Raw genomic sequence first — 16,612 nt, forward strand, 5'->3', positions numbered from 1 at the left:
GCGCATCCGAACGCAGCGATCATTCCAACGGTCTTCCGGGATAACTATATTTTTGAATTTCTGGACCTGCCGGAACCCTATACCGAAGATGACCTGCAGAAAGGTCTGACCAAACGGTTGAGACAATTTATTCTGGAACTCGGCCGCGATTTCGTTTTTATGGGAGAACAGTATCGCTTGCAGGTGGGTATGTACGATTACTACCTCGACCTTCTTTTTTATCACCGTGAACTTCAATGTCTTGTGGCCATCGAGCTGAAGACTACGCCCTTCCAGCCCGAATACATCGGCAAGCTCAACTTCTACCTCGAAGCGCTCGACCGGGATGTCAAAAAGCCCCATGAGAATCCTTCAATCGGCGTGCTGCTATGTACAGAAAAAAGTAAAGAGGTCGTCGAATATGCCATGAGCCGGAACATCAGCCCCGCGCTTATTGCCGAATACAATACGAAGATGATTGATAAGAATGTCCTTCAAAAGAAACTTAGGGAATGGTCCGAAGAATGGCCCCCTACGCCAGCCGATTAATAAACCTCCCATACGGCACAATCAATATCCCTTTCAAATTATTGTAGACCGATCTGATCGCGCAAACCACCGTCGCCTGGAATCGGTAGGTCTCATCGATCACCACGTCCCGTGGATCGAAAACGACGCTATCCTGGACGCAGCGCAGGCGCCCGGGGGAAAGGGTGAAGTCACGGTCATATCCCCTGTCCTGGAGGGCGATCACGGCGGCTGCTTTGGAGGTACAGTGTTTCATGTCATAGGTGTTGAATCACGAAAAATACCCAAAGGACATACCAGTTCCAAAAATCTATTGGAATATTCCGTTTTTTCCATACTTTTAACAGTAGGATAGTATAGTATAGGACAGATTGCTGCTGTATGAGAGCCATTTACCAACAGATTCAGGAGCTGGAAGGCACGCCAGGCCTATCCAAACATGACCAGCTGGTCCAGGGGATGATCAATGCGATCAACGCCCGGATCGTCTCCAAGGGGGACTTGTTGCCGTCGGTCAACAACCTGTCAAAGGAGCTGGGATTTGCCAGGGAAACCATCGCCCGTAGTTATAAAGAATTGACCACCAGGGGTATAGTCGAGTCCAGGAACCGCCTTGGTTTTTATGTATCCAACGAGGACACCGACCAGCAGGTCAAGATAGCCCTCCTTTTATACGCTTTCGACTCCTTCCAGGAGACCTTTTACAAGACCTTCCGGGCCGGGGTGGGGAAAACGGCGCACATTGACGTTTTTTTTCACCACAACAACATCTCGGTTTTCGAAAACATCGTATCCAACGTTCGGGGCAAGTACGGCATGTACGTGATCGCGCCGATCCCGCACGAACGTACGTCAGGAATCCTGCAAACGCTGCCGATGGACAAATTCCTGATGATCGACCGTTTCGAGCCCATGCAGAACGACGATTTCTCGTATATAGTCCAGGAATTCGAGCGGTCGAGCTATGAAGCGTTCAATGCGCTGCACAAGGAAATAAAGACCTTTGGCGAAATGGTGTTCTACCACCGGCCGAACTCCGACACGCCGATAGAAATCGTCAGGGCGTTTAAAAAATTTGTAAAGGACCATAAGGTTAAGCACCGGATACTCGACGAATACATCCCGGGTTCCCTGGAGAAGGACAAGGTGTACTTTACGATCAATAACGCCGAGCTCTGGGAGATGCTCCGGGACTGTGGCGAAAAAAAATTACAGCTGGGCAGGGACGTAGGCATCCTCTCGCACAACGACGACGTTGTCAAGGAAATCATCTGCGACGGGATCACCACGTATTCCACTGACTTTAAAGAAATGGCCCAAAAGGCCGCGGCATATATACAGAACCGGCAGAAGATACAGGAAGTGATCCCCACCGTCCTAATCCGCAGAAGATCGATATGACGTCAAAAATAGTCATAAGCTTTCTGGCCTGGACCACGCTCGTGGCCCTCGTTTCCTGGTGGAAGGTGAAACGCCAGCGTCTGCGAACGACCTCCGATTTCTTTATGGGTTCGCGCAGCCTGGGTTTCTGGCTGGTCGGTGGTTCGCTGTTCTTCACCAACATGAGCGCCAACCAGTTTATCGGCGAGAACGAGTCCGTATACATCAACAACATGACCGTCATGGCCTGGGGCATGAGCTCGGTGCTGGCCATGCTCGTCGTGTCCGAGTTCTTTATGCCGATCTACCTGCGGATCGGCGCCAACACCACCGCGGATTTCCTTGAGCAACGCTTCGACCCCGCCACCAAGAAGATCGTCACCTTTATCTTTCTTGCCGGGTATCTGCTCAACCTGATCCCCAGCGTACTCTACGGCGGGGCGGTTGCCTTCGAGGGGATATTCCACTTACAGGAACGCCTAGGCATAAGCCATCTGCAAGCCATCACGGCCTTCGTCCTGCTCATCGCCATCGCGGGTAGCGCCTATACCCTGCTGGGCGGTTTCAAGGCCATCAGCGTCTCCGACAGCCTTCAAGGCGCGGCAATGGTTGTCGGCGGTCTCATGCTGCTCTACTTCGGATTGAAATATATCGGCCACGGAAAAACGAGCGAAGGCATCCAAGCCCTCCTCCACAGCCACACCGACCACCTTAACTCGATCGGCGGCAAGAACGACCTCGTGCCCTTCAGCACCGTTTTCACCGGGATGTTCCTCATCAACCTATACTATTGGGGGATGGAGCAATACATCATGCAAGACGCGCTGGCGGCCAGGAACCTCGAACAAGGCCAGAAGGGCATCGCCCTGGCGTGCGTGGGAAAGCTGCTCGCGCCCCTGATGCTGAACGTGCCCGGGCTGATTGCCGTACACGTGTACGATCACCTCGGCGACACCGCCTCGGTATTTCCCCGGTTGGTCGGCGACGTTATGCCCCCGCTGTGGGTGGGCTTTATCGCCGCGATCGTTTTTGGCGGCGCCCTAAGCACCTTTAACGCCGGGCTCAACAGCTCCGCGACGTTGTTTACGATGAACCTCTACAAGCGCAGCCCCGATGATCGCAAAAATATCCGCACGGCCAGGCTGTTCCAGGTCGGTGCCACCCTGCTGGGGATCGGCATCGCGCCCTTTATCCTGTTTGTCAGGGGCGGTTTTTACGCGTACCTCCAAAAGGTCTCCAGCTTTTTCAGCCTGCCCGTTTTTACCGTGCTCATCGTCGGTTTCGCCACCAAAAAGGTCCCACCCGTGGCAGCCAAGGCCGGGCTTTTCTTTTTTGTCTGCGCCTACGCCACGACCCAGTTCGTATGGGACACCGGTTTGCACTACCTCCACGTCTTGTTCATCCTTTTTATACTCACGGTGGCCCTTATGCTCGCGATCGGAAAGCTGAAACCCCTGGAAACACCCTACCGGTTCCGGCAAACCGCACTCGTCGACGTACAACCCTGGAAGCACCGCTATTGGTACAACGCCGGCCTGATCCTGGCCGTCGTAGCCATGTTCCTTTTGTTTTCGCCTTATGGTCTAGCAACGTAAAATGATGTAACATGAGAAAGCGTGATGGATTCCTTGGAGAAAAGATGCTCAGCCTGCCGGCTTCGGTCCGCAAGCACATGATCCTGCCCGACCCCGTCCTGAGCCGGCTCTATGTCGAGCAGATTGGCTATTTCCCGAAAGCCGCGGGTCACTACCGCCGCCGCAGGGAGGGTTGTACCGACAACATCCTGATCTATTGCGTGCGCGGCAAGGGCTGGTACCGCGTCAAGGAAAAGCATTTTGAGCTTTCCCCCAACCAGTTCGTCATCCTGCCCGCCACCCGGGACTTCCTGAGCTACGGCGCGGATGAAAAGGACCCCTGGACCATCTACTGGGTCCACTTCAGCGGTCACGACGTGGACATCTTCAACCAGCGCTTTGGCATAGGCTCCAGCCACGAACCCCGTGCCATCATGTACAACGAAAAGGGCCTCCAGCTCTGGGACACCATCTACCGCAACCTGGAAACCGGTTTCACCAACGAAACCCTGGGGAACGCGAACCTTTGCCTGTACCACCTCATCGCGACCTTCCTCTATCCGGGCAGCGCGACGACGCCCGACAACACCCCCCCTTTGAAAACGACCAGGGACCTCATCGACGACTCGGTCCATTTCATGCGCGGCAAGCTCGATCAGATCCTCACCGTAAAAGAGCTCGCCACCGAATGCGGTCTGTCCGCCTCGCACTACTCCCACCTTTTCCATAAAACCACCGGTCTCCCGCCCCTGGAATACTTCATCCGCCTCAAGCTCGAACGGGCGTGTATCTTCCTCTACGACTCAGAGCTCAAGGTCAAGGACATCTCCACCCGCGTAGGCTATGACGACCCCTACTACTTCTCCCGGCTGTTCAAGAAACACATGAACATGTCCCCCCAGGAATACCGCGGCCTCCACGCCGGCAGGGTCATCGCTGCCCCCCGGGAAATGGAGCCGGCGTAGCGTATATTCGTGGCATGCCCTGCCTCCGTAGCCCGGTTTTTGCAGTCGTAAGGGAAAGTGGTACTATGAAAAAGAACGAAACGGCCCCCGACAAAAACGATACCGCCGCCGGCAAAACCGAAAAGGCCCTCGACCAACGCCGCGCCGACGGCGCGAAGTTCATGCCGCACGAAGACGCCGACGGAGACGGCGCCCGCGAAAAACCGGACCAGGACGACGTGCCCCAGGGCGGGGAAGACGAAGGCGTATTTAAGAAACGAAGTGAATAAATTCCTGATCGCAACCCTGATTATCACGACCGTACACGCACAACAACCGCCAAAGGAGAGACTGGACTCGTTCTTCCGCACACAGCACAGCCAGATCGCCTTTTGCATCCTCGAGGGCGGCAGGACCCTCTATGCCAATACGACCCCCGCGGACGTCAATTTCCGTCTGGCCTCGGTGACCAAACAGTTCACCGCGATGGCTGTGCTCATGCTCGCCCGCCAGGGTCGCCTGAAACTCGACGACAGCCTCCGTCAATGGCTCCCCGACATCCCACCGCGCATAGCCGTGGGCGTAACCCTCCGCCACCTGCTCACCCACAGTTCCGGTCTGCCCGACTACGAAGACCTGATCCCAAAGGAACAGACGACGCAGGTGCTCGACGCCGACGTCCCCCGGCTGCTCCAGCACGCCGATACGCCGTTTTTCCGGCCCGGTACACGCTTCCGCTACAGCAACACCGGCTTCTGCCTGCTGGCTTTGGTTATCGAAAAGGCCTCCGGCCGGCCCTATGCGGAATATCTGAAGACAAACGTCTTCCAACCCCTGGGAATGACCAACACGACCGTCTACGAGGCGGCAACGCCCATCGCCCACCGCGCCATGGGCCACCCCGTCGATCAAAGCCTCACCAGCGCCACCAAGGGCGACGGCGGTATCTATACTTCGGTTCACGACTATGCCAGGTGGATCGAGGCCCTCCAGGCAAACGAAACCTACAAGGCGCAGCTGCAAGCGCTGCGCTTTCCCATCAGCGACGACAATTACTACGCCGCCGGCTGGTTCCTGGCGGGCGCCGATACCTGGTTCCATTCGGGGAGTACCTGCGGTTTTAACAATTTCGTGATACACCGGCCAAAAGAAGACTGGACATTGGTTTTTCTCTCCAACCAGGCGGATAACGAGAAAGCGTTTCAATCGGTGCTCGACATCCTCGGCCCATCGGGATTTCAGGACGTCATGGCCTTGCATGCGCTGACCCGGTAACCTTGCTCGCGCTAACCCGGTAACCCGACGGCGTCATCCCGGTATGCCTCCGGAACGACGTATTGAAATGCGTGAGGTTGTTGAAACCGCTGTCGAAACAGACATCCGAAACGGAACACCCCGGGACATTCAGCCGCGAGCACGCGTACTCGACCCTGAGCTCGTTGGTAAACCGCGTCAGCGTCTTCCCCGTCATCCTTTTGAAATACCGGCAAAAAGCCTTTGGCGTCAAACCCGCCACGGTGGCGACGTCTTCCAGCGAAAAGCCGGTGCGGTAGCGCTCGAGGATATACCGATATGTTTTACTGAACCTTTCGATACCCTGCCGGTAAGTGCCCTGGCGGTCATCGTCTTGCCTGTCGGCGTCTTGCCGTTCGGGCACGGCGCGCGGCGATGCGATAACCCGGTATTCCTCCGATCGCGACAGAACATCGATGATGTCGAGGAAAAGGATGATCTTTTTCAACCCCTCCGCCGAAGCCATCCTTTTCATTTTACGGGCGGCCTCATCCCTTGTCCTGCCATAGAAATAGACACCCCGGGATGCCCGGCTAAGGAGGTCCGTCACCGGTTGCCGTTCTTCCGCGGGCACGGCCAGGTCTTCCAGGAATTCGGGGAGGAAATGGACAACGTATGATTTGATCCGCGGCCGGGATGGCGGAGGGATCGTGTTGGTATGCCAGGTATGCGGCAGGTTCGGCCCCACCAGCACCATATCCCCGGCTGTAAATTCGCCGGTATGATCCCCGATCACGCGCGTCCCGAAGCCCTCTTCGAAATACAGCAGCTCGCACCCCTCGTGAAAATGTACCGGGACGTCGAGACAAACCTGGTCCATCATTTTTGTCCGGGGGCTGCTCGGGCAGTGCAGGCTGTCGTTGAACGAATGCGCGATCATGGCGGTTACTTTACTTACAAAGAAGGTGAAAATTCTTTTACCGGGAAAGCCGATTTTTGGGAAGATTGCACCATATGAAGAATCTCCTTTTGCTTGCCCTGGGGCTGTCCATGACGATCTCGCCGACCGCCCCTCCCGCATCCGTGGCCGCCCGCCCCGCGCCCACGGCCGCCCGCGCCCCCGTCAGGCCCACGGCACCCGTCGCACTTACGGCGCCCCGCGCCCCCGTGGCGCCCCCCGCCCCCTACGGCGCCCTCCCCACCGCGCGCCAGCTCTCCTGGCAGGAAACCGAGATGTATTGTATCGTCTGCTACGGCGTCAATACTTATCTGGATCACGAATGGGGTTACGGCAACGAAGACCCGCGCCTCATCGATCCCACCGACTACGATCCCGCCCAGGTCGTCGGCGCCGCCAAAGCCGGCGGTTTCAGGGGCATCGTCCTCGTCGCCAAACACCACGACGGTCTTTGCCTGTGGCCCAGCCGGTCAACGACGCGAACGATCGCACAAAGCAACTGGAGGCAGGGTAGGGGAGACATGGTAAAGGACTACCAGGTGGCGTGTCGCCACCTGAACATGCGCTATGCCCTTTATTGCTCCCCGTGGGACAGGAACAACCCGGCATATGGTACCCCCGCCTATATCGACGTCTACCGGCAACAGCTTACGGAATTGTATACGAGCTACGGCCCCCTCTTCATGTCCTGGTTCGACGGCGCCAACGGCGGCGATGGCTTCTATGGCGGCGCAAAGGAAACCCGGACGATAGACCGGACCAGCTATTACGGCTGGGATTCGATCTGGGCGCTGACCCGCCGGCTGCAGCCGGCGGCGGCCATTTTCGGGGACGTGGGTCCGGACGTGCGGTGGGTGGGGAACGAGCAGGGCATCGCGGGGAAGACCTGCTGGGAAACCTTTACGCCCCAGGCGCCGGAACCGGGGCGCGCCCCGGCCAACGGGTTCTCGAAGGCCGAAATCGCCGTCACGGGCACGCGCAACGGTGCGTATTGGATGCCCGCAGAATGCGACGTACCCATCCGGCCGGGGTGGTTTTACCACGAGTCCGAAAACCACCAGGTGAAGACGCCCCGGCAGCTGCTCGACTTGTACTATGCCAGCGTCGGCCGTGGCGCCTGTCTCGACCTCGGGCTGGCACCGGACAAACGGGGCCGTCTCGACGATCACGACGTCCTTTCGCTAAAAATGTTCGGGGAGCTGCTCCGGGAGACTTTCGCCAAAAACCTGGCGGCAGGCGCGCATCTTCACGCGAGCAACACCCGCGGAGGGGACGACGCCCGTTACGGACCGCGTTTCCTCCTGGATGGCGACCGGTATACCTGCTGGGCGACCGACGACAGCGTCCATACGCCCAGCCTGACTTTCGACCTGGACACGCCCAAAACATTCAACGTCATCCGGCTCCGGGAAAATATCAAGCTCGGTCAGCGCATCGATTCCCTGGCGGTGGACGTCCGGGAGGGCGGCCGCTGGCTGCCCCTGGCCACCGCCACCAGCATCGGCGCCAACCGCCTCATACGGCTGGGGCATGATGTCACCGCGTCTCAGGTACGCCTTCGGATCACCGGCTCGCCCGCGTGTATTGCGCTCAGTGACTTCGGGCTCTTCCGCGAACCGCCCGCGACGAGCGGAGAACCCGCCAACGGAGAACCCGCCGACGGGCGAGCTGCCGGAATGGCGCCTCGAAAAGCGGCCCACCCCGACTGGACCGTCGTCTCCGCAACACGCGCGGAAATAGTCGTCGACATGGGACGCGCCCGACAGCTCAGCGGTTTCACCTATTCACCGCCATCCGCCGGTATGATCGATCACTACGCTTTTTCCACGAGCCCCGACGGCCGGCACTGGACCCCGCCCCAAACCGGCGAATTCTCCAACATCGCCGCCAACCCGCTCCCGCAGCATGTTCGGTTAGACGCGCCCGTTACGGCCCGCTACTTCCGGTTCACGGCATTAAGAACCGCCGGGAACGGAGCGGCAACCGCGGCCAAACCGGATGTCGCCCAACTGGACGTCGACGACTAACGCTCGACCCTCACGGTAACCACGTCCTGCCCCGCGACGGACAACGGCCCCGCGACCGCATCCAACGTCTCTTCATTGGTATTGCTGAGGTGCACCGCGCCAACGGCGACGCCCCAGGTCAACCCGGTGGACTCCGCCACAGCGGTGGGGTTATACAGCGTCACCATCAAAGCCTTCCCATCCCGGGACGGCCTAAGCGACAGGACAACCAACCGGTCCGAGCTCAGCCGCAGCAACGAAGCGCCCGACGCCGCGGGAGTACCCGAAGCCGCGGGAGTGCCCGACGCCGAAGCAATCAACGGCTCGGCCAGCCCCGTAGCCAGCCGCGTCGACGCCACCGGATCGTACCCGCCGTGCGGCTCGAGCGCATACCGGAACCGGATGATCCCGTCCTGGTAAGCGCGGTAGTTGGTTTCCCAGTGGTTATTCAGCGCCCACGAATAGATCTTTTGCGTGGGCTCGATGTGTTTGCGCCAAACGGCGGGGTTTGTCTGACCGCCCAGCATGGTGGCCGTGATACCGCCCACCTCCACCAGCGGCGCGTCGAGCGTGACCAGCGTGACGCCGACGGACCCGTTGGACACATCCGCCCAGTTGCCGACCTCGAGCCAGTTTTTACAAGACCCCGGTATCTGGTCCTGCTCCGGCCGCATCACCGCCATCGGGATGTCCAGCCGCACCTGCCCGTCCGGCACATGGAACGGGAACCCGATGTTGAGGCTCTCCTTCCCATGTAGGTTGGCCCACTGATAGTCCCCCGGATGCGGATCGAGCTCCGCGGGCAGCTTGTCCAGGATGTTAGAAACCTCGACAAAGTCAAAACCCTTTACCAGCCGGACCGTCCTCACGAGGTTCGCTACCCCCGGCGCCTGCGACTCGATGCGCAATTCAGCCAGCACGGGCCCCCGTTCGCTGACGGTGATCTTTACCGGCCCGTTCCGCTCAATATCCTTCAGGTTATTTCCTTTCAGAAAGAGATAATCGTTCAACCCGCCTCCGGACGCCGTGTCCGCGAATTCGTTGTCGACACCATGCCGCGTCAGGCTAACGACCGCGCCCGTGCGCTCGTCGACCGCCACGCGAACGACCCCGTTGTCAAGGACATTTCCGTCGGCACGGATAGCGTCGCCGCCGGCAGCGACGCCCGCGGACACCGTATACCTCCGCGCCCCAAACGGCGGCACGTCGCTGGCGACAAACGCCAGCTCCCCGGAAGACAACCGCTGCGACGGCACCACCGTCCCATGATCGTCCGTCACCTTATCCCCCACGGCCGACGAGAGCGTCACCAGCCCCGTCTGGACCCACGAATGCGTGTTATACACGTCGATCGCACCCAGCCCCGCATCAGTCACCCCTGGCAGCGCCCCGCGTACCATCTCCAGCGACAAGCTATCCGCCTGCGTCGCATACGACTTCTTGATGATCCACTGCTCCATGGTCTTCTGGCTGAGCGGCCGCGTAATGCTCACGTCCGCCCCCCACGTATGCTCCGAGTAAAGGATGACATTCTTCCAAGCCTCCCGGTCGGTCGACACCGGGAATCCGGTGCCCCCGCGCATCGCCCAAAGCGCCTCCGCCTGGGTCAGGCGTGCGCTGGTGGCTCGGTTTTCCGCCGTTTCGAAGGCGGAAGAACCGGCGCCGTCTTCCCAGTAACCCGTCCAGTCGCCCTGCTCACGGGGAAGCTGCGCGCCATATTTGTCCTCGAACGCGCGGAACGCATCGCTGGTGGAGGAAATGATAAACTTAGGCCAGGTATAGGTCGTGTTCCAGTATTTTACGAACTCGCAGATCGCCTTGTCCGGTACCGCGTTGTCCCCGTGCCCGCTCCACCGGATATAGGAAATGTCGTAATTGAAGCCTTTCTTTCCCAGCTCCGCGATATAATCCGCCACGAACTTCCTGGTCAGACCCTCCGGCATCGTATGCGACAGCGCATACCCCATATAGGGAATCCACACCAGCACTTTTTCCTTCCCGCTCGGGCTCACCCAGTAAAACGGCTTGTCCTGCCATTGCACCAGGATGTCCCCGATCCGGTCGAAAAAATTCGGCGCCACCGAAAAGTATTTGATCCCCGCCTGCGCCATGGCCGTCACCGTACCCCACGTATACCCCGGGACGTCGCTGATCATCGCCGCGTCGACCTTGCCGCCCGCCAGCGACGCCACTTCACCCGCCCGGTGGAACAGCTGGAGCAGCTCCTCCGGCCGGCACAGCCCCGTCAGCGTGTTTACATACATCCCGTTGATCGATACGCCCCCCTGGCGCAACGCCTCGATAAAGTCCTGCTGCTGCTGCTCGCTCATCCGGTGCAGGAACAAGTCCGCCGCGTAGACCCCTTCCAGGTTCCACACGAACCGCGCCCCCGCCGGGTAGTCCTTCGTCTCCTTCCAATACCTGATCCCCGTAAGCAGGTTGTTCATCTGCTTCCGCTCCACATTGGTCTGGATCTCCGTATATCCTATATCGTTATGAGAGTGGGGGAGTATGTATATCGTCATTTTCCGCACCGCCTCTAAAGTCACGCTTCCCTTGACGCCACCCAGCGAAAAAGACACCGCGCCGCTATGCTCCGGCACAAAAACCTCGACGGTCGAAGCCCCACGCCCCACCGCCACCGCCTGATCGGCCAGCCCCCGCACCCGGAAGGCAAACGCCGCCGAGTCCCCGTCGTTCACCAGGCTCAACGCCACCGATTGACAGCTTTTCCCCTCGTGCTGCGACAGATACGGCAGCCCTTTGGCTTCTTTAATGGTCAGCTGGGCGTGCGCCGGGCAAAAAACCCCCGCCGCGCCAACCGCGCCGAGCGCGCAAACCACGCGCATCGCGCAAACCGCGCGCAACGCAACCCCCGCGCCCCGCAAAAATGAAATGGCAAGATTTCGCATATTTGTTGGTATGTTCAGACATAAAGATAGGATTTTCGATTAAAACAAGTTACTCCGAAACGATCGGCAATTCGATCCTAAAAGTCGTCCCCACGTGCTCCACGCTGTCCACGGTGATGTTCCCCCCGTGCGACTGTACGATCTGCCGGATAATCACGAGCCCCAGCCCAAACGACGACTCCCCGGCCGTGCCTGAGCGCTTTCCCTGGTTTTCCAGGGTGAAAAGCTGGGCCTCGAGGTGTTTGGGGATGCCGATACCCTTGTCCGTTACCGTGATTACGGCCAGGCCGTTTTCCCGGAACGAGCGGAGCAGGATGTCCGATTCCGGGGCGCTGAATTTGATCGCGTTGTCGAGAAGGTTGATGATGACCCGCCATATTTTCTGGCGGTCGATATACAGCGTGATGGGCTCGGTTTCGAAGCGGACGAGCTGCCGTTTTTCACTGGCCTTGAAACGGAGGGTACTCACGCAGGACGCCAGCAGGGAAGACAGGTCTACTTTTTCCTTGTGCAGGGCCCCGAGCGGTAGGTCCAGCCGCATCACTTCTCCCACCAGCTGCAGCGACTGCTGCGATGCTTCCTGGATGAGGGACAACAGCATCCTGGTCTCTTCGTCGAAACCCGGCTCCGTACAAAGCAGGTTGATCGCCGATGAAATCGCGCCCACCGGGCTGCGCAGGTCGTGGGCGACGACCCGGAGGGTTTGCAGATAGGCCGCCTGCGTCTCGTTCATGGCGTTGATGGCCAGCTGCGTGTGCTGGTTCTCCGTTTTCAGCGCGCCGTTGAGGCTGTTGAGCTGTTGGATATAATCTGCGGACCGGCGGGTGCCGCGGCGGATCAGGAGGATGATCACGAACAGCAGCACGACGATGGGGATGATCAGGATCAGCGAGATCGTTTTGACCCGGTCGCGTTGCCGCAGCAGCTCGATGGTATACCTGTCCTCGAGGTTTTGGAGCTCATCGGGGAAGTTGATGGTGGCGACGGGTCCCGCATTGTTGTTGATCGTATCCTGCGCCCGCATCCACGCCTGTTGGGCCGCGGCTGCGGCCTGCCAGTCGCCGGTCTTGCCCAGCCAGGCGGCCTGTGCCCTGGTCCATCCCATCCAGGCGTCCCGTGACGGCCGGCCGTCGAGTACCGCCTTCGACAACACCAGCGTGGTCCGCGCACCACCCAGATCGTTGAGCGCCACCTCCAGCCCCGCCAGCTTGACGAGCACGCTTAGGGCGTTGTCTGAGTCGTGCCGTGGCCGGAGGTTTATATCGACGCTTTCCTTGTATAAAAAAAGCGCCCGGGTGGTATCGTGGCCATGAAGAGAATAGTCCCCCTGGTTGCCATAGACGACGGCCCGTGCCGTCTCGAGATAGCTGCGGTGCGCCGTGTCGCCGGTATAGCGCTGGCCCGCCTTGTCCAGGTAGGAGAGGGTGCTGTCGTAATACCACGCGGCGCTGTCCCAGCGTCCCAGCGCGGCATAGCACATACCGATGTTGTCGAGGTTGGACTGTACATAGGCAAAGGCGTTGAACTGGGGTCCGCAGGCGGCGTACTCCCGGAGCGCCTGGCCAAAGAAATTCCGCGCGGTGGCGAACCGGCGCTGCCGGTAGCTCACCATCGCCAGCCGCTGGGTATATTCCGCCATGGTGCAGCTGTCGTCGAGCCGTTCCATAGCCTGGCGACCACGGAAGTAATATAACAACGCGTTATCGTAGTCCTGCTGGTACTGGTACACCTCACCCTTGTTGATCAGGGCCCGGGCGTATTGCTGAGGGTACGCCTTCCGCGCGTCGCTCCCGGACAACAGGTCGAGGCTGCTGTCCACATAGCGCATGGTATTGGGCAGGTCCCGCGCGTGGTAAAAATAGAAGAATCCCTTATAGTCATAGAGCCGCGTCCGGTCCAGGATACCCGGTGACGGGAACGCCGCGTAAAGGGAGTCCAGGTAGTGAAAGGCCTGTAACGGCGGCACGGCCAGGCTGTCCAGCCGATGGTACACTTTGTCGAAGTAGGCGGGATGATCCGGCGGCACCGGTGGTGAGGACTGGCGACAGGCCCCCAGGACGCACGCGAAGACAAAGGCTTGTGCGCTCCTGAAAAGGGTATCGAACGATCTTGGCAGCATTGTGGCGTCGGCTAGGATCAGGTTGATCCGCGAAGATACGCAAAACCGCTACTCCCCGCCCACGCAAATTCGCACCGGCCCCAGCAGCCCCGAAGACACGCAGGCATCGCCGGGTCCATAAGGATCCACGTCCATCCAGGTCCGCCGGTCTTTCACGGGCAACCGGCTATCACCGATCAGCCGGTTCACCCACGTATTGACCACTTCCACCTCCAGGTGGTTCATCCCCTTCCTAACGGTGCCGCTTATGTCCACGCGATAGGGCGGCGTCCAGGCCCCGCCCGCATACACGCCGTTGACGCGCACCTTCGCCATCGCCATCACCGAACCCAGGTCCAGCCACACCCTTTTGCCCTTCGGATAAACGGCATCTACCCGGAAGTCGCATCTATAGATCGCCTTACCCGAGTAATATCGGATGGCCGTATCCAGGCTCCGGCCCCAGTCCGACAGCGTATCAAGCACCACCGGCCCCGCGGGGCCCCGCATGGCGGTATCGAACGATACCTTCCACGGCCCGCGCACATCGAGCACGACCTTAGGCGAAGGAAAGTTCGTCGCAACGCCGCCGTCGCGCTCCGCCGCGCCGACCCCGCCCCCGCGCCCGAACACCACAAAATAACTTTGATACCTCTCAAACCTCAGCGGCACCCGCGTAACCCCGCCCTCTACAGAGAACCGCGGCAAAGCCCTCGTCTCCCCGGTAACGGGATCCCACAACACCGGCGAAGCGCCCTGCACCCGGAACGCCGGCGTACAGTCCAACCGGTGCGCGGTTTGATTACTGACAAAATAGATATCCCGGTCAGACAACGTACGGTGTATGAACAACACGCTATCCGGCCCCGCCATATCCGGCAAGATCCGCAGCCGCGCAAACACGGTATCCAACCCCACGCCGTTATACACCCGTGGGGATTGCCAGAGCGTCAAGGCCATCGACCGTACCCGCGCATCCGCACGCCCGTAATCCTGGAGGCTTGGTGACCGCTCCGGCGCCGGCCCCAATAGCACGCCGCCCAGCGCCACCAGCGAATCCAGCCGGGCCAGCACCTCGGGCCGCATCGTTTTCAGCGGCGGCAGCACCAGCACCTTATACGACAATCCATCCGGCAACGTCCAACGACCGGCGACCACGGACAGGCGATGCAATATCACCTCTGCATTGATATAGTCATAAGAATAACCCCGGGGGAGTAACGGTGACGTCACCCCGATCATTTTCGGCGCGTCCTCCCCAATGAAATACGCCACATCCGCCACATACCGCCCCTGCCGCAGCAGGAAGTTACAGCGCTTCAGGTATGTCGTAAAGACGTCCAGCTGGCCGAACCACGTATTGTGCCGGTTGAATTCCGTACCAAACCAGGTGTTGACGCCCGGCAACCGGTCGTCGGGCTGGGAGATATAAACGTGCAGCAGCGTATTGTTGATGCCTTCGGTAAAAAAGCGGTCCGCCCGCGGCTTGAGCAGCGCGGGATACCGCGCATACGTCCCGCCGCCCGCGGTAAACGACTCCGCCGAGACCTTGTTTTTGCCATAGATGTGGGCGCTCGACGAGGCCGCCCGGTTCTCGATGTCACCCAGGTCCCCTTCGGCCCAGAATTCCCCGCCCACCTCGTCGGACTGTCCGCCGTACTGCAGGAACTCCGCCGGGAAACCCCAGTGCCCGTAATTCTCCAGCCAGTTAGTCAGACCGTGCCGGTGCGCCAGCTCGCGCAACCCGCCGACATAGTCGTAGGCCACCCCATCGGCGATGAACCTCCTAAGGTCCCAGAGAAAACGATCGCTTTTATCCTCGCTCCCCACGACATACCCCATCATCACTGGGATGTAGGGCACGGGATCGTATCCATACCGCGCCTTGAACCTCGTCGCCATGTCGTCCGTCCAGTTCAGGCCGCCGACCTCATAGCTGTCTTCGACCACAACTTGGAAACACGTCCGGTCTTCGGCGGGTATCCGCCATAGGATTTCCCCTATAAAGGCGTCGAAGCTCGCCGCCACGTGCTGCTTGTTCAACTTATCGCCCTGCAGCCCCGTCGCCTCCGGCGACGCCGGGCTGTTGACCACCTTCGTTGGCGTCATCCCGGTCCGCAGGACCACCCAGTCCCCCGCCGGCGCCCGCCAGCGCAGGCGTCCCGTGGAATCCATCGATGAAGAAATGTCTATCACCTGCGCGGGGTCGACCATATACCGGTTATCCGTCACCTCCGGTTGTATCGGCCACTGGTAAGCGTACCAGAACGGGTGGGGGTTCGGATGCATCTTGCCCAACGTCTTTTCCACATAATTGCCCACCACCGCCGCACCCGACAGGTCCATGTCCGCCAGCGCGCTCCCCTTCGTCCAGTGACGGAAGACGACCCGGAAGGAGTCCGCCGTCGTCGCCGGGAGCGACACCGCCAGCGGGCCATAGGGCTCAAAACCCGTATTCAGCGCGGGGTTGCTCCTGTCCATCGTAAAGTTGCCGATGGGCCGGAACACCCCGTTTTCGGAGGCTTCCACCGTACCTTCCAATCGCATCGGGTGGTCTTCCGGCCGGAGCACCAGGCTCCGCACCGTCGTGTGCCCGGCGACGCCGACCACCAGGCTGTCCGCCGGCTCGGGGAACCGGAAAGACACAGCCTCCCCGAGACGCGTGCCTAACGGCCGCGGATACGCGATAACCCGCACATCCTGAAACGGTTCCGCCGGCCTTCCTAGCAAAGTATCTATAACCCCCGGCCCCCGCACGCCCGTCTCCGAAGCCGTCAGATACCGCATCGCCTGCCCCGGTTTTACCCAGGGTCCGCCCATCCCGCTCCAGCCGGGGGCGTCGAACATGCCGATGGCGATATGCAACCGGGAGGCCGTCTTGAGCGCGGTATGTAGAATATCCCACCATTCCGGGGAGAAAAGCCGCACCGTCCCCGGCGCGGTTCCATCCACGCCCACGTGCGCGATAAAGGCCCGGTTTATCCCCGCCCGCTTCATGGC

The 16,612-nt window shown here is 60.1% G+C and carries 12 protein-coding genes; 7 read left to right on the forward strand and 5 right to left on the reverse strand.

All coding sequences use genetic code 11. From position 1 onward, the window contains the following. The coding region (locus tag VL547_RS02105; protein WP_325574667.1) for a PDDEXK nuclease domain-containing protein at positions 1–528 on the forward strand (528 nt) is incomplete at its 5' end. Here VL547_RS02105 and VL547_RS02110 read toward each other — a convergent pair. Further along, complete coding sequence (locus VL547_RS02110; RefSeq protein ID WP_325574669.1) at positions 512–763, reverse strand: hypothetical protein; 252 nt, start codon at positions 761–763, stop codon at positions 512–514. The genes VL547_RS02105 and VL547_RS02110 overlap by 17 nt on opposite strands. A 125-nt stretch (positions 764–888) precedes the next feature. On the opposite strand from VL547_RS02110, the gene VL547_RS02115 reads away from it, so the two are divergent. The 5 genes from VL547_RS02115 (at position 889) to VL547_RS02135 (ending at position 5,680) form a co-directional block, all read left to right on the forward strand. After that, complete coding sequence (locus tag VL547_RS02115; protein ID WP_325574671.1) at positions 889–1,908, forward strand: GntR family transcriptional regulator; 1,020 nt, start codon at positions 889–891, stop codon at positions 1,906–1,908. Next, positions 1,905–3,482, forward strand: coding sequence for a solute:sodium symporter family transporter (locus tag VL547_RS02120; RefSeq protein WP_325574673.1), 1,578 nt, complete (start codon positions 1,905–1,907; stop codon positions 3,480–3,482). Before VL547_RS02115 ends, VL547_RS02120 begins: the two co-directional genes overlap by 4 nt. A gap of 11 nt (positions 3,483–3,493) precedes the next feature. Then, positions 3,494–4,426, forward strand: a complete 933-nt coding sequence (locus tag VL547_RS02125) for an AraC family transcriptional regulator (protein WP_325574675.1) — start codon at positions 3,494–3,496, stop codon at positions 4,424–4,426. Positions 4,427–4,491: 65 nt separating this feature from the next. Next, positions 4,492–4,695 (forward strand): hypothetical protein, encoded by a 204-nt coding sequence (locus VL547_RS02130; protein ID WP_325574677.1) that lies wholly within the window; start codon positions 4,492–4,494, stop codon positions 4,693–4,695. Beyond that, a complete protein-coding gene (locus VL547_RS02135; protein WP_325574683.1) occupies positions 4,688–5,680 on the forward strand; it encodes a serine hydrolase domain-containing protein in 993 nt (330 codons plus the stop codon). Before VL547_RS02130 ends, VL547_RS02135 begins: the two co-directional genes overlap by 8 nt. On the opposite strand, the gene VL547_RS02140 is transcribed toward VL547_RS02135, so the two are convergent. After that, positions 5,652–6,578, reverse strand: a complete 927-nt coding sequence (locus tag VL547_RS02140) for an AraC family transcriptional regulator (protein WP_325574685.1) — start codon at positions 6,576–6,578, stop codon at positions 5,652–5,654. The two genes, VL547_RS02135 and VL547_RS02140, sit on opposite strands and share 29 nt — an antisense overlap. A 74-nt stretch (positions 6,579–6,652) precedes the next feature. On the opposite strand from VL547_RS02140, the gene VL547_RS02145 reads away from it, so the two are divergent. Then, positions 6,653–8,623 carry an alpha-L-fucosidase gene (locus tag VL547_RS02145; RefSeq protein ID WP_325574688.1) on the forward strand — a complete coding sequence of 657 codons (1,971 nt, stop codon included), beginning with the start codon at positions 6,653–6,655 and terminating at the stop codon, positions 8,621–8,623. On the opposite strand, the gene VL547_RS02150 is transcribed toward VL547_RS02145, so the two are convergent. From VL547_RS02150 to VL547_RS02160, 3 genes are all read right to left on the reverse strand, one after another. Continuing rightward, positions 8,620–11,514, reverse strand: coding sequence for a glycoside hydrolase family 38 C-terminal domain-containing protein (locus tag VL547_RS02150; RefSeq protein ID WP_325574690.1), 2,895 nt, complete (start codon positions 11,512–11,514; stop codon positions 8,620–8,622). The two genes, VL547_RS02145 and VL547_RS02150, sit on opposite strands and share 4 nt — an antisense overlap. A gap of 49 nt (positions 11,515–11,563) precedes the next feature. Then, entirely contained in the window at positions 11,564–13,633 is a 2,070-nt protein-coding gene (locus VL547_RS02155) for a tetratricopeptide repeat-containing sensor histidine kinase (protein ID WP_325574692.1), read from the reverse strand. A 48-nt stretch (positions 13,634–13,681) separates the two neighbouring features. After that, positions 13,682–16,612: glycosyl hydrolase (locus VL547_RS02160; protein WP_325574694.1), on the reverse strand; the 2,931-nt coding region annotated here is incomplete at its 5' end.

Source organism: Dinghuibacter sp., assembly GCF_035492835.1.
In the GTDB taxonomy this organism is placed as follows: domain Bacteria; phylum Bacteroidota; class Bacteroidia; order Chitinophagales; family Chitinophagaceae; genus Dinghuibacter.

Excerpts from the sequence above, each read along its gene's own strand:
- VL547_RS02110 (WP_325574669.1), bottom strand. The coding sequence starts at position 763 with ATGAAACACTGTACCTCCAAAGCAGCCGCCGTGATCGCCCTCCAGGAC.
- VL547_RS02115 (WP_325574671.1), top strand. The coding sequence starts at position 889 with ATGAGAGCCATTTACCAACAGATTCAGGAGCTGGAAGGCACGCCAGGC.
- VL547_RS02120 (WP_325574673.1), top strand. The coding sequence starts at position 1,905 with ATGACGTCAAAAATAGTCATAAGCTTTCTGGCCTGGACCACGCTCGTG.
- VL547_RS02125 (WP_325574675.1), top strand. The coding sequence starts at position 3,494 with ATGAGAAAGCGTGATGGATTCCTTGGAGAAAAGATGCTCAGCCTGCCG.
- VL547_RS02130 (WP_325574677.1), top strand. The coding sequence starts at position 4,492 with ATGAAAAAGAACGAAACGGCCCCCGACAAAAACGATACCGCCGCCGGC.
- VL547_RS02140 (WP_325574685.1), bottom strand. The coding sequence starts at position 6,578 with ATGATCGCGCATTCGTTCAACGACAGCCTGCACTGCCCGAGCAGCCCC.
- VL547_RS02145 (WP_325574688.1), top strand. The coding sequence starts at position 6,653 with ATGAAGAATCTCCTTTTGCTTGCCCTGGGGCTGTCCATGACGATCTCG.
- VL547_RS02150 (WP_325574690.1), bottom strand. The coding sequence starts at position 11,514 with ATGCGAAATCTTGCCATTTCATTTTTGCGGGGCGCGGGGGTTGCGTTG.
- VL547_RS02155 (WP_325574692.1), bottom strand. The coding sequence starts at position 13,633 with ATGCTGCCAAGATCGTTCGATACCCTTTTCAGGAGCGCACAAGCCTTT.